The organism is Acinetobacter sp. Ag2 (assembly GCF_001005515.1).
Lineage (GTDB): Bacteria > Pseudomonadota > Gammaproteobacteria > Pseudomonadales > Moraxellaceae > Acinetobacter > Acinetobacter bereziniae.
The window spans coordinates 18110-30583 of sequence record NZ_LBNA01000028.1 but is presented as its reverse complement, the minus strand read 5'-3'; the positions used below and the strand labels follow the sequence as shown (position 1 = coordinate 30583).

At 37.6% G+C, this 12474-nt stretch carries 11 protein-coding genes and 1 pseudogene; 8 read left to right on the top strand and 4 right to left on the bottom strand.

Annotation, left to right across the window (positions count from 1 at the left end; translation table 11 throughout):
* Nucleotides 1–6: 6 nt before the first annotated feature.
* Nucleotides 7–588 carry a chromate transporter gene (locus tag AAV97_RS02690; RefSeq protein WP_004829526.1) on the bottom strand — a complete coding sequence of 194 codons (582 nt, stop codon included), beginning with the start codon at nucleotides 586–588 and terminating at the stop codon, nucleotides 7–9.
* Between the two features lie 177 nt (nucleotides 589–765).
* On the opposite strand from AAV97_RS02690, the gene AAV97_RS02685 reads away from it, so the two are divergent.
* The 8 genes and pseudogenes from AAV97_RS02685 to AAV97_RS20795 all read left to right on the top strand — a co-directional run.
* Nucleotides 766–1650: a LysR family transcriptional regulator gene (locus AAV97_RS02685; protein ID WP_046759735.1), complete on the top strand. Its 885-nt coding sequence runs from the start codon at nucleotides 766–768 to the stop codon at nucleotides 1648–1650.
* A 215-nt stretch (nucleotides 1651–1865) separates the two neighbouring features.
* Nucleotides 1866–3938, top strand: coding sequence for a M13 family metallopeptidase (locus AAV97_RS02680; protein ID WP_046759734.1), 2073 nt, complete (start codon nucleotides 1866–1868; stop codon nucleotides 3936–3938).
* A 262-nt stretch (nucleotides 3939–4200) separates the two neighbouring features.
* Nucleotides 4201–5217 (top strand): hypothetical protein, encoded by a 1017-nt coding sequence (locus AAV97_RS02675; RefSeq protein ID WP_046759733.1) that lies wholly within the window; start codon nucleotides 4201–4203, stop codon nucleotides 5215–5217.
* Between the two features lie 649 nt (nucleotides 5218–5866).
* Nucleotides 5867–6388 carry a hypothetical protein gene (locus tag AAV97_RS02665; protein WP_046759731.1) on the top strand — a complete coding sequence of 174 codons (522 nt, stop codon included), beginning with the start codon at nucleotides 5867–5869 and terminating at the stop codon, nucleotides 6386–6388.
* Nucleotides 6389–6640: 252 nt separating this feature from the next.
* Nucleotides 6641–7135: a DinB family protein gene (locus tag AAV97_RS02660; RefSeq protein WP_046759730.1), complete on the top strand. Its 495-nt coding sequence runs from the start codon at nucleotides 6641–6643 to the stop codon at nucleotides 7133–7135.
* Between the two features lie 144 nt (nucleotides 7136–7279).
* Nucleotides 7280–8026, top strand: coding sequence for a hypothetical protein (locus tag AAV97_RS02655; protein WP_227560765.1), 747 nt, complete (start codon nucleotides 7280–7282; stop codon nucleotides 8024–8026).
* A 258-nt stretch (nucleotides 8027–8284) separates the two neighbouring features.
* Entirely contained in the window at nucleotides 8285–8536 is a 252-nt protein-coding gene (locus AAV97_RS02650) for a DUF6364 family protein (RefSeq protein ID WP_046759728.1), read from the top strand.
* A gap of 119 nt (nucleotides 8537–8655) precedes the next feature.
* A pseudogene (locus AAV97_RS20795) lies at nucleotides 8656–8940 on the top strand (type II toxin-antitoxin system VapC family toxin); the annotation flags it as partial.
* Between the two features lie 135 nt (nucleotides 8941–9075).
* On the opposite strand, the gene gatB reads toward AAV97_RS20795, so the two are convergent.
* From gatB to gatC, 3 genes are read right to left on the bottom strand one after another with little or no spacing between them, the layout of a single operon-like run.
* Nucleotides 9076–10551 (bottom strand): Asp-tRNA(Asn)/Glu-tRNA(Gln) amidotransferase subunit GatB, encoded by a 1476-nt coding sequence (gene gatB, locus AAV97_RS02640; protein WP_046759727.1) that lies wholly within the window; start codon nucleotides 10549–10551, stop codon nucleotides 9076–9078.
* Nucleotides 10551–12029 (bottom strand): Asp-tRNA(Asn)/Glu-tRNA(Gln) amidotransferase subunit GatA, encoded by a 1479-nt coding sequence (gatA, locus tag AAV97_RS02635; RefSeq protein ID WP_046759726.1) that lies wholly within the window; start codon nucleotides 12027–12029, stop codon nucleotides 10551–10553. Before gatA ends, gatB begins: the two co-directional genes overlap by 1 nt.
* Nucleotides 12030–12081: 52 nt before the next feature.
* Nucleotides 12082–12396 (bottom strand): Asp-tRNA(Asn)/Glu-tRNA(Gln) amidotransferase subunit GatC, encoded by a 315-nt coding sequence (gene gatC, locus AAV97_RS02630; RefSeq protein WP_004829513.1) that lies wholly within the window; start codon nucleotides 12394–12396, stop codon nucleotides 12082–12084.
* Nucleotides 12397–12474: the final 78 nt, after the last annotated feature.

Here is a 12474-nt window from a genome sequence, read left to right as displayed (position 1 = left end):
TTTGTTTTACTCCTGAGTGAATCTACGTTGTTTAAAGGCTAAAACAGCCATATTCACAGTGACTAAAATCAACAGCGTCAATGCCAAAGGTAGTTTGATTAGCAACATGAAAATAATGGTCAGCAAGATGGTGAAATAAGTCAGTTTACTTTTCATGATTGGTTTCAACATTTTAAAGCCTGTGGCAAACAGTAAACCTGCTGCTGCAGCCGCTAAACCTTGGATCATGTGGCGAACGAGGACAATATCTTGGAAATTGACATACATTTGATACAGTGAAATCACAATCACTGTGGGTGCCAACATCAATCCGAATACCGCACTGAATGCACCTTTAACACCAGCAAAATCATAACCAATCGCGACAGCCATATTGACAATATTGCCGCCGGGTAGAATTTGGCAGACCCCAAGCAAGTCTGTAAATTTTTCAGCCGTTAGCCATTTTTGATCTTCAACAATTAAACGATGAGCCAGTGGTAGTACACCACCGAACCCCATTAAGCCAAGCTTCATAAAGCCTAAAAATAATGCTTTGCAATTCGGTGTTTCAATGGCTTGCTCCATTGGCATTGCTTCACTATTCATTTAGACCTCTTCAATTTGCGGTGCTGAGTGGATTGAATGTGATTATCTGCTTGTTGAGTTATAATTAAAAATGCTATTTTTGCTGTTATTCATACCTAAAAAGTATGGTTGTATTGAATTGTTTTCTACAACATGACGCATTATTCGCTTGATACATTTTTATATGGAGGGAGCCACATGATTGATATTCATAAACTCAATGCTTTTGTTGCTGTGGTTGAGGAAAGTAATATTTCTCGTGCGGCCGTACGTTTGAATATGCAACAACCACCATTAACACGCATAATCAAAAGTCTGGAAGATGAATTAGATACCCAATTATTAAAGCGATTACCTCGTGGAGTTGAGGCAACTGAAGCAGGTAAAGCACTCTATCAAGAAGCAGTCACGATCCTTGCACATGCCCAAGCGATTCCTAAACGTGTGCAGAATATCTCGAAAGGATTGGAAGGGCAGATCAATATCGGTTTCACCAATTCAGTCGGTTTGCATTCATTTTTACCTGCATTGTTACGGAATTTCCGTGAGAATTTTCCTGCTGTATCCATTCATTTAGAAGAAGATGCCAGTAGTTCATTGATTGATTCAATTATTAATGAAAAAAATGACATCGTATTTTTACGTAAACCCGCGCCGATAAACTTGGGGTTAAAAAGCTTACATGTCTTGGATGAGCCATTGATTGTTGCTTTGCCGAGTAATCATCCTTTAGCTTTACAGGGTGATGTGATTCATCTGTTGGATTTAGAACCCTATGACTTTGTACTATATCGTCGTTTGGCGGGTCAGGACTTATTTGACAATATTTTGGCATGTTGTTATCAGGCGGGTTTTAGTCCAAGAATTGTCCAAGAAGCACCTCGCTTAACCTCAAGTTTAAATTTGATCGCTGCAGGGATTGGCTTATCTATTGTTCCAGAAGCGATTCGCAATTTTTGGAATAAACAGATCGTTTATAAAGCATTACAAGCAGATACCACTTGTATTGCACCGATTTATGCTGTGTATCAACAAGATGCTGAAAATGTACGTTTAAAACATATTTTAAATTTACTGGATTAATGACATCATTTTTTGTATTTAAAGCAGGGTGTTTTTAGAACAGATATTCGTAAGTGCTATCTGACAATGACTCTATCGAGCATATGTATCGGTAAGCTAAGCGAAATTAAAAAATTAACGCAATCATTGCATTTTTGCTACACATAAAAGTTGAGCTCGGGATTAGTATTATCTTTTTAAATTCAAGCGTTAAAATTAAAATTGAGGATAGGCTTTTGAAACTCAAATTTGTAAAAAATGTTTTAGTATCAGCAATGATGTTGTCCTCTACAGTTTTATGGGCAGAAACAGTAGCGACAGCAGTTCAAATGACGCCTACCACTGTAAAAGATCAGAAAAAATCGGGGATTGACCATCAATATTTTGATCAAACTGTAAAAGGCAGTGATGATTTTTATCAACATGTGAATGGTGGCTGGATAAAAAATACGGAAATTCCAGCGGATAAATCTCGTTGGGGCACATTTGATATTTTGCATGAAGAATCATTAAAACAACTGCACGATATCGTCGATGAACTGTCAAAGCAACAGTTGGTTAATGGAAGTTCTGAACAAAAAGTTGCGACCCTATATGCTAATTTTATGGATGAAAAGCGTATAGAAACATTAGGTATTCAACCGATTCAAGCTGAAATAGCAAATGTTGATGCCCTTAAAAATAAAAAAGATATTGCCCAATTAGCCGCACATTTTTCAAGAATCGGTGTCACCAGCCCGTTTGATGTTGGTGTTGATCAAGACATGAAAAACTCTACACAAATGATTGCAATGATGGGACAAAGTGGTTTAGGTTTGCCTGATCGTGATTATTACTTAAAAAATGATGCAAAATTTAAAAAGGTACGTTCACAATATTTAAGCTATATCGAGAAAACGCTAAAATTGGCGGGTGATACTCAAGCTGCACAACATGCTCAAGCCATTTTAAAATTAGAAACGCAGATCGCGAAAATACAGTGGAGTAATGTCCAAAATCGTGATGTAACCAAACTCTACAATATTTATAAGGTTGAAGACTTAGCCAAACTTAGTCCAAAAATTGATTGGAAAACCTATTTAGAAAAACAAGAGCTGGCAGATAAAATTAAAACCATACAAGTGATTCAACCGAGTTATTTTAAAGGTTTGAGTCCAATTGTTGACAATACCTCGTTGGATGCTTGGAAAGCTTATTTCAAGTTCCATTTGGTGAGTGATTTTTCACCTTTACTCAGTAAAGCTTTTGTAGATAACAGTTTTGATTTCTATAGCAATCAACTCCGAGAAATCAAAGAACAAAAACCGCGTTGGAAGCGTGGTGTGCAATTGGTCGAAGGTACTTTGGGTGAAAGTCTCGGACAGATCTATGTGAAAAAATATTTTTCTGCTGAGAAAAAGCAACGCATGGAATTACTGGTTCAAAACCTGATGAAAGCCTATTCACAAAGTATTGAACAATTGGATTGGATGAGTCCAGCAACCAAAGTCCAAGCACAGAAAAAGCTGGCAAGTTTTGCGGTGAAAATCGGGTATCCAAACAAATGGCGTGATTACTCAGCCTTGGACATAAAAAATGATGATTTGATTGGTAATGTGATTCGTTCACGTGAGTTTGAACATCAATATGCGTTGAATAAATTGGGCAAACCGGTTGATCGTGATGAATGGGGAATGACACCACAAACGATCAATGCGTATTACAATGCTTCTTTAAATGAAATTGTTTTCCCTGCAGCTATTTTGCAACCTCCATTTTTTGATATGAATGCTGATGATGCAGTCAACTACGGTGCGATTGGTGCAATTATTGGTCATGAAATCAGTCACGGTTTCGATGACCAAGGCAGTCAATTTGATGAGTTGGGTAATATGAAGAATTGGTGGACTGCCGAAGATCATCGAAAATTTAAAGAAAAAACCAATGCACTGGTGGCTCAATACAATGCCTATGAACCGATCAAAGGCTACCATGTTAATGGCGAGCTAACCTTGGGTGAAAACATTGCGGATAATTCTGGTTTGGCGATCGCCTATAAAGCCTATCAATTGTCCTTAAATGGTCAGCCAGCACCAGTGTTAGACAATTTAACCGGTGAACAGCGTTTCTATATCGGTTGGGCTCAAGCATGGCGTTCGAAAATCACTGATGCGATGCAAGTGGAATTCCTAAAAAGAGATCCACATTCGCCAGATAAAGTGCGTGGCAATGCAACTTTGCTGAATCAAGCACCATTTTATGATGCATTCCATCTTAAACAGGGAGATAAAATGTATTTGCCTGCAAATAAACGTGTCACTATTTGGTGATACCAAAAAAACCTGCCAAGTCTGTTGATGGTTTGGCAGGTTTTTCATTCTTGTCGCTACCGTTTACTCAATAGTGCTTTTGAAAATCGCTGTTTAAGTTGAGCTTTTCTGACTTTAAATTAATTGATTATCCCTAATTCATTTTTTTGTGATTTTTTTATCATTTTATTCAGATAAATAGTGAATAAATTCAATAGAATAAGTTTGTTATTTTGGGTTGATTACGCTATTTTGTTAAAAAAATACAATTGAGAAATGTTAGGTGAATTTAAAAGCATTCTTGTGGTTTGCTGGGGCTGGTTGTTTACTACAGGCTTGTACAAGCATTAATACTTCAACATCTGATACATTCAAACAATATGCGTCTCCGCAAGAAATGATTGATAAGAAAAATATCAATGATAATCAACGGTCATCTAAAGAATATGTTTATGATTGGGGACCTAAACAAGGTCATCAAACGGTGCAGTCATTGACACCGAAAACTTATTTAAACAGTTATTGTGTTGCTAAAGGTGGGCGTTTTAGCCAAGTTCAAACCAGTACGATGAATCTGGTCAAAGATGTATGGACAAAGAAATTATTGAATACCTATAGCAGTGTCAAACAAGGAGTTGGTGCATATCACTGTGTCGAAACGAATGGTCAACAATGGTATGTTTCAATTGAACCGTTATCTGAACGAAAGCTAGAGCAGAGTGAAACCCGTGCTGTTATCTTGCAAACCAAAATTATATCTCTGGATGAATTAAAAAAACTGTATAACACTAAATCCAATGTCACAAATGCCCAGCAAGAAAAGAAAGCAAAAAATCATCCTGCTAAAAATACTGAAATAAAAGCCAATAATTCAAAAAATACACCTGTAAATATTGCCGTGAAAACTGCTCCTATAAAACCGATCGAGGAAAAGAAAACAGTTACGCAGATGGTGGAGGAAGTGAAAGAAAAACCGCAAACTGAAAAAGTAGTGACCACACCACAAGCACAGCAAATGCAATTATATAGCGCTGCACGTAAAGATTTAGGACGTGGACAAAATCAGATTAATGCCTGTAATAATGCTGAACGCGCCTATAATTATGGGCGTTTACATGGAGCAAGTGGAATCAATGTCTATGCAGAATCAGGTGTTTTGGTGGCAAGATGTTTAACCAATGTACCGAGTTATAGTCAACGGTTCTCTAATCCGCAAGATCGAGCTAAACGGATTTTGCAGAATTTATCCACCAACCAAAATCATGCTGTTGCGAAACATATGTTAAAACAAATGAAGTGATAATGACTTGGTCGTAGTAGCTCAGTGGCATTGATTCAAACCTCAATTAGTCTAAGATTCTTGCAAGCAAATGAAATATTGCTTTGATGAGATTGAAAATTGAGCGAATGATCAGTTGAAAAATAACCTCAACAATAAATTCTTTTATAAAACTCCCCAGTTTTTTTAAGATGCGAAAGACCCATTTGAACATCACGCTGATTTTTATAAAGATATAATCAAATATCTTTATAAGAGGTTTATGTTTATGCAATAGCCAGCACTGTTGGAGTTTGCTTATGCTGATTCTTGGAGGATGCTTACAAAAAATCAGCATGTACAGCCAAATCGAGAAAATAATACCTATACCTGAGAGTGTGATGTACAACATTGACATAAAGTTTTGTTTTTAATTTTCACATGATGTTTGCAGTGTATTCTAATCACATTCATGTCAATTTTTTTAGATAATGATCAATTTCTAAAAAAAGACATTGAAAAGCATGTATCGAAAAAATACTCTGCAACAAACGAACAGAAGAACCAGTAGACTGGGAAAAACTTTAGTGTCTTGCTTGAAAATGAGAACTCGGTCAAGTTACAGAGTCACAAAAGTGCTGATTCATCATTTATGTTAAAACTGGATCAGTCTTCAATTGGAAATTTTCCCATGTCACGCCCAGCTCTTTCCCTTATTTCAAATCAGTTCTCAAAACTTGGACGCACTGTGTTGATCGCTAGCGCATTGATGGGAACTGCACAATTTGCTGTTGCAGGACCCACAGTCGACCAACTTAGCGATTGTTTAGTCAAAGCGACAACTGCGACAGATAAAACCACTGTATTGCAATGGACTTTTGCCGCCTTATCAGCTCATCCTGACTTAAAAGCATTGAGCAATGTCAGTGATGCTCAAAGAACCCAACTTGATCAGAAATTCGCTCAGGTTTTACAACGTGTTATTGTTGAACAGTGTTCTGCACAAGCCAAAGCTGTTATTCAAACTGAAGGCTTACAAGCTGTAGGTGATAGTTTTCAAGAGTTAGGGCGTAGTACAGGAGAAGATATTGTTAAAAACCCTGAGGTGAAGAAACAGTTACAGGGTGTACTACGCTATGTCGACTTAAACAAACTGGTCATGACATTTTTAACTCCAGATATTTGGAATAAATTGGGTACGATTCGTCAATAAATCATCTTTCTAAGCATCTTTAGCAAAGTGCGTTTTGTTCACTATATGAATTAAAAATTGTAATGCTATCCCCTGACTCTTTCTTATTTATGATTAAGGAGGGTAGAGGGGTATCCACAAAAAAAAATTAAACTTAAACTGATTTTATGCCCATAAATTATAGTTGCTTGCACCTTATTGAAAGATTGGTTTTTTAAACTATTTACATGCTATCTTGATGATTGAATTGTAAGAATGCGCTAGGTCAATGGAATGGATTTTGTAAAACTGTTTCTTTATAAACAATGGTCAGATCAACGCTTATTCAAAGCCATTGCACAGATCGATCAAGAAAAATATTTAGATGAATATCAATTTGCCAAGCAGCAATTCAATCATATGATCATTGTCGAAGAGTTATTTCGAGCCCGACTAGAACATAAAAAAGCGTTACATACACAGACCAATACTGAAGTTTTACCTGCATTTGATGAGTTACAACAACGGATTGAACATTCTCATGCATGGTGGATTGGATTTGTAGAAAATATTAAATCAGATCAACTTGCTGAAATTGTTCATTTTCAATTTATCGATAAAAAAACAGGCTCTCTTTCAATAGAAGAAATTCTTTTTCATATCATCAATCATGGCACATACCATCGGGGGAATATTGCCCATGCTTTGCATCATGCTCAAGTGATTCATCCAGCGGATACATATACAGTTTTTATTCATCAACATGAACCTGAGCGTAGAGCTGGCTAGAGCATTTCATTTTCCAAATATTAAATTAAAATTTTTAACAATAGACCCAGACCTATGGACAAGAAAGCAGTCAAGATTTTACTTAAAACCATGAAGCACTCTCAGGATGAATGCTTAGAAAATTGGTTTTATTGGGACAGGTATATGAAATTTATTATGGATGATGAATTTGAATACGCAAAAAGTCATTCAGTCATGTTTGAACCAGAGACAATAAGCCACAACGAGATTTGCACAAGAATCAAAAATGCAGTTGATCATATTGAAAAGCACGATGTTGTAAATGCATTTATCTATAGCCTCAGTACTAGACAATTAGAATATCGTTCCTTTTTATCAAGTTATTGTATTGGCAAAAGTTTGATCGAACATGATTTTGTAGCGAGCCCAGAGCCGAATTCAACAATCTGTGCTGTATGTGGTCTACATCGATTTGAATTTGAAGATCCGATTGAATTTAATACGATGAATTATTTCAAATACAAACATGGAAGCTGTACAGTGAATTTGATTTCAGTTCTATTCGATTTAGAGCAGTTTCCTAGACTTCCTGTTGTTAAACCAAGTGAGATAGATTTCAGTATTCTCAACCAACTCAAATCAATTATTGAGCATGCACAACCCAATGACAGAATAGCGCAATTGAAGAAGAGTATTGCTCAAGCTGTTAAATCAAATGATGAAGAGCGTTTGGGGCTTTTAGAAATTTTTGGTGTGATTGGAATTTTGCATGATGATGAACATTTTGGCTATGTAGACCAATATGTGACTTATCCTGAAAGGGTACATCGCCCTATTAGAAATGATGATGTGAATTACCCTACACGATGGTGGCAAGGAAAGTTTGGCGTTGATCAAGAGAAATGGGATTATTGGTTTAAGAGTAAATAATCAGCATTAGATGTAAGGCATGGCATTGAAAGCTTTATAAGATTAAACAATAGATTTACTGCATTGATTTTATTGATCTAGAAATTACATTTAATGAATGAGCTTTTTAACGCATTGACTATAAGAGATTTTTGCTTTCTGAAATAAAAAATAAGTCCTATGATCGTATCAATTGTTTTATAGATTGGTTAAGATTTAATTGTCAAAATTCAACCAATACGTATGATTAATTAAATGATACGCATGAGGTAAAATCTTATGCAAGCGAAATTGACCTTATCTATAAATAAAAAAGTGATTGAACGGGCGAAACTTTATGCTAAGGAATATGAGCAGAGTGTTTCGAGTTTGGTTGAAGCTTATTTAGATCGTATTTCAGCACACACAGAAACTTCCAGTAATATTCAAGCACCTATTACTGGAAGCTTAATCGGTATGTTTGCCGATCAAGACCAAGGGCAGGATGATAAGACACTGCTTTCTGAAGTTTGTATGGAAAAACATAAATGAGCGAGCGGATATTTATTGATTCTGATGTGATTTTGGATGTGGCTTTAGCGCGTCAGCCTTTTGTTCAGGCAAGTCAAATTGTTTTAACGCTGTGTGAGAAAGGGTAATTTACAGGGTGCGTTTCTTCGAACAGTAGTGCCAATATCTACTATATTTTGCGTAAGTTGGGGGGGGATGAAAAAGCTCGTCTTTTTATTCAACAACTTTTAAAATTTTTGGTGATCATCCCTGTTGATCATGTTGGGATTTCTCAAGCGCTGGTGTCTAAGTTTTCTGATTTTGAAGATGCAATTCAATATTTTTCTGCGTTGAGTTTTGGTTGCCACAAAATCGTGACGAGAAATATTAAAGATTATAAATTTGCTGAAATAAGTGTTGTTTCACCGAGTTTTTTTGTGGAGTGATGGTACTTTGCTACAGGAAAAATTGAGAAAACAATAGATTTGAATATATGCCAATTTTTTAAAAGCTCAATATACCAAGCCTTTAAACAAAGAAAACCCGCTCTAAAGCGGGTTTTCTTTTTAAATTAAATCAGCTTAACCAATCAATTTCTTCATCAATTCATTAACTTGAGCAGGGTTGGCTTTACCACGAGAAGCTTTCATTACTTGACCGACTAGACCGTTAAATGCTTTCTCTTTACCAGATTTATACTCTTCAACCATTTTTTCATTGGCAGCAAGTACTTCTTTGATAATAGCTTCAATTGCGCCTGTATCAGTTTCCTGTTTCAAGCCTTTTTCAGCAATAATGTCATCGGCAGTTTTGCCTTCTTCCCACATAAAGCCAAAGACTTGCTTGGCAATCTTACCGCTAATCGTGTTGTCGACAATACGCGCGATCATACCGCCTAACTGTTCAGCAGAAACAGGAGAGTCAGCCAACTCTAAGCCAGCTTTATTTAAAGCACCTGAGAACTCACCCATCACCCAGTTTGCAGCAACTTTACCTTGAGCTGCGCCACCAGAAGCTGCAACAACCGCTTCATAGAAGTCTGCTAATTCACGAGAAAGTGTTAATACATGTGCATCATATTCAGTCACAGCGAAATCTGCGATAAAACGTGCACGACGTGCTTTCGGTAACTCAGGAAGAGCCGCACGTGCCGCTTCGATCTGTTCATCCGCAATGATCACAGGCAATAAATCAGGGTCAGGGAAGTAACGATAGTCGTTGGCTTCTTCCTTAGAACGCATTGAACGTGTTTCCATTTTATTTGGATCGAACAAACGCGTTTCCTGATCAATTGAACCACCTTCTTCCAAGATGTCCATTTGACGTTGGATTTCAACATTGATGGCTTGTTCGATAAAACGGAATGAGTTGAGGTTTTTTAACTCACAACGTGTACCAAATGGTTGTCCCGGACGACGTAATGACACGTTACAGTCAGCACGGAATGAACCTTCAGCCATGTTACCGTCAGAAATTCCTAACCAACGCACCAAAGTGTGAATAGATTTGATGTAGGCAACAGCTTCTTCCACAGAGCGCATATCAGGTTCAGAGACAATTTCAAGTAAAGGTGTACCAGCACGGTTTAAGTCGATACCAGACATGCCTTCGAATTGATCATGGATTGATTTACCTGCATCCTCTTCCAAATGTGCACGAGTTACGCCTATACGCTTGACTGTGCCATCTTCAAGCTGAATGTCGATATGACCTAGCCCAACGATAGGATTGTCCATCTGGCTGATTTGGTAGCCTTTTGGAGAGTCTGGGTAAAAGTAGTTCTTACGTGCAAATACCGATGCTTGATCGATATAGGCATCAATACCCAAACCAAAACGAATCGCAAGATCAACCACTGCTTGGTTGAGTACTGGCAATACACCCGGCATCGCCAAATCAACAAGGCTGGCTTGGGTATTTGGATCTTGACCAAATTCAGTCGAAGAACCTGAGAAAATTTTAGACTGAGTTGCAAGCTGAGTGTGAATCTCAATCCCGATAACAACTTCCCATCCGTCAATCAACTTTGAAGGTGCTAATTTTTGAGCTTCAGTCATTATGCATTCTCCTCAGCAATTGCCGCACGTTTGGTATGCCAGTCCGTGTTTTGTTGATATTGATGAACAATCGACAACAGTTGTGATTCTGACCAGTAGTTACCAATGAGCTGTAAGCCTACAGGTAAGCTGTCTTTGTCAAAACCAACAGGTGCATTGATGGCTGGTAAACCTGCCAAGTTTACAGCAAGCGTATAAATATCGCCTAAATACATTTCTGTTGGACTGAGGTTTGCGCCAATTTTGTAAGCTGTGGTTGGTGCAGAAGGTGCAGCAATTACATCAACATTTTCAAATGCAGTTAAGAAGTCTTGTTGAATGAGACGACGTACTTTTTGTGCTTTTACATAATAAGCATCGTAATAACCCGCTGAAAGGGCATAAGTCCCAATCAAAATACGACGTTGCACTTCAGCACCAAATGCCTCAGAGCGAGAGCGTTTATGTAAATCTAAAATATCTTTTGGATTTTCACAACGATAGCCATAACGAACACCATCATAACGTGACAAGTTTGAAGATGCTTCAGCAGGCGCAATCAGATAATAGGTCGGTACATAAGCTTCAGTCATGTTGAGATCAATCTCAACCAAAATGGCACCCATGTTTTCCAATGTTTTTAACGACTCTTCAACACGTGCTTTGACCTCAGCATCTAAACCTTGAACATTGAAGTATTGTTTTGGAATACCGATACGTAAGCCTTTCACTGCTGTTGCATTTAAGTTTGCAACATAGTTATCTACTTCTTTGTTGATTGATGTTGAATCTTTTGTATCATGACCTGCGATGGTGTTCATGAGAAAGGCACAGTCTTCAGCAGAACGTGCCATAGGTCCACCTTGATCTAATGATGATGCGAAAGCAATCATCCCGAAACGAGAGACACGACCATAAGTTGGTTTTAGACCTGTCAAACCACAGAATGATGCAGGTTGACGAATAGATCCCCCTGTATCTGTGCCCGTTGCAAAAGGTGCAAGATCAGCGGCAACAACTGCAGCAGAACCACCAGAAGAACCACCCGGAACATGTTCTAAATTCCATGGGTTTTTCGTCGCACCATAAAATGAACTTTCAGAGGTAGAGCCCATAGCAAACTCGTCCATGTTCACTTTACCCAACGTCACTAAACCAGCGGCTTTTGCTTTGGCTACAACAGTCGCATCATAAGGTGAAATAAAATTATCCAACATTTTTGAACCCGCAGAAGTTTTAATTCCTTGAGTACAGAAAATATCTTTATGTGCCAGCGGAACGCCAGCCAAAGTACCCGCCGTGCCATTTTTTAATAAATTGTCAGCAGCATCAGCTTGAGCCAAAGCATATTCGGGAGTAACCGTTACATACGAATTAACACGATCATCAAGTTTCGCAATACGGTCTAAATAATGTTGAGTCAACTCGCGAGATGAAAATTGTGCAGATTTTAAACCTTCTGCCATTTCACGAATCGATAAACGGTGTAAATCAGTCATGAGTACAATTCTTTACGATTAATTTTTAAAAATAAGTTTAACTGATCAAATATTATTCAATCACTCTCGGAACAAGGTACAAACCATCCTGAACTGCTGGAGCAATGGCTTGATATTCTTCACGATGGTTGCTTTCCGATACAACATCTGGACGAAGTGGTTGTGGATGATCGAATGGGCTCTTAAGTGGCTCAACACCATCGGTATTGATCGCTTTTAAGGTCTCCATCATCCCTAAGATTTTATTTAAACTTTGAGCATATTCAGCAGATTGCGTATCATTCAGCGACAATCGAGCAAGATTGGCGATTTGTGATACAGTTTGTGCATTTAATTCTGCAGAATGCTGAACATCTGAACTTGACATGATGTCTCACCTAATCAGTTTTAAAAAAATTCAAAATATCGTGCGTTATAATAAGCGATTGACTTGTTCAAATCATCA

Excerpts from the sequence above, each read along its gene's own strand:
- AAV97_RS02690 (WP_004829526.1), bottom strand. The coding sequence starts at position 588 with ATGAATAGTGAAGCAATGCCAATGGAGCAAGCCATTGAAACACCGAAT.
- AAV97_RS02685 (WP_046759735.1), top strand. The coding sequence starts at position 766 with ATGATTGATATTCATAAACTCAATGCTTTTGTTGCTGTGGTTGAGGAA.
- AAV97_RS02665 (WP_046759731.1), top strand. The coding sequence starts at position 5,867 with ATGTCACGCCCAGCTCTTTCCCTTATTTCAAATCAGTTCTCAAAACTT.
- AAV97_RS02660 (WP_046759730.1), top strand. The coding sequence starts at position 6,641 with ATGGATTTTGTAAAACTGTTTCTTTATAAACAATGGTCAGATCAACGC.
- AAV97_RS02655 (WP_227560765.1), top strand. The coding sequence starts at position 7,280 with ATGAAATTTATTATGGATGATGAATTTGAATACGCAAAAAGTCATTCA.
- AAV97_RS02650 (WP_046759728.1), top strand. The coding sequence starts at position 8,285 with ATGCAAGCGAAATTGACCTTATCTATAAATAAAAAAGTGATTGAACGG.
- gatB (WP_046759727.1), bottom strand. The coding sequence starts at position 10,551 with ATGACTGAAGCTCAAAAATTAGCACCTTCAAAGTTGATTGACGGATGG.
- gatA (WP_046759726.1), bottom strand. The coding sequence starts at position 12,029 with ATGACTGATTTACACCGTTTATCGATTCGTGAAATGGCAGAAGGTTTA.
- gatC (WP_004829513.1), bottom strand. The coding sequence starts at position 12,396 with ATGTCAAGTTCAGATGTTCAGCATTCTGCAGAATTAAATGCACAAACT.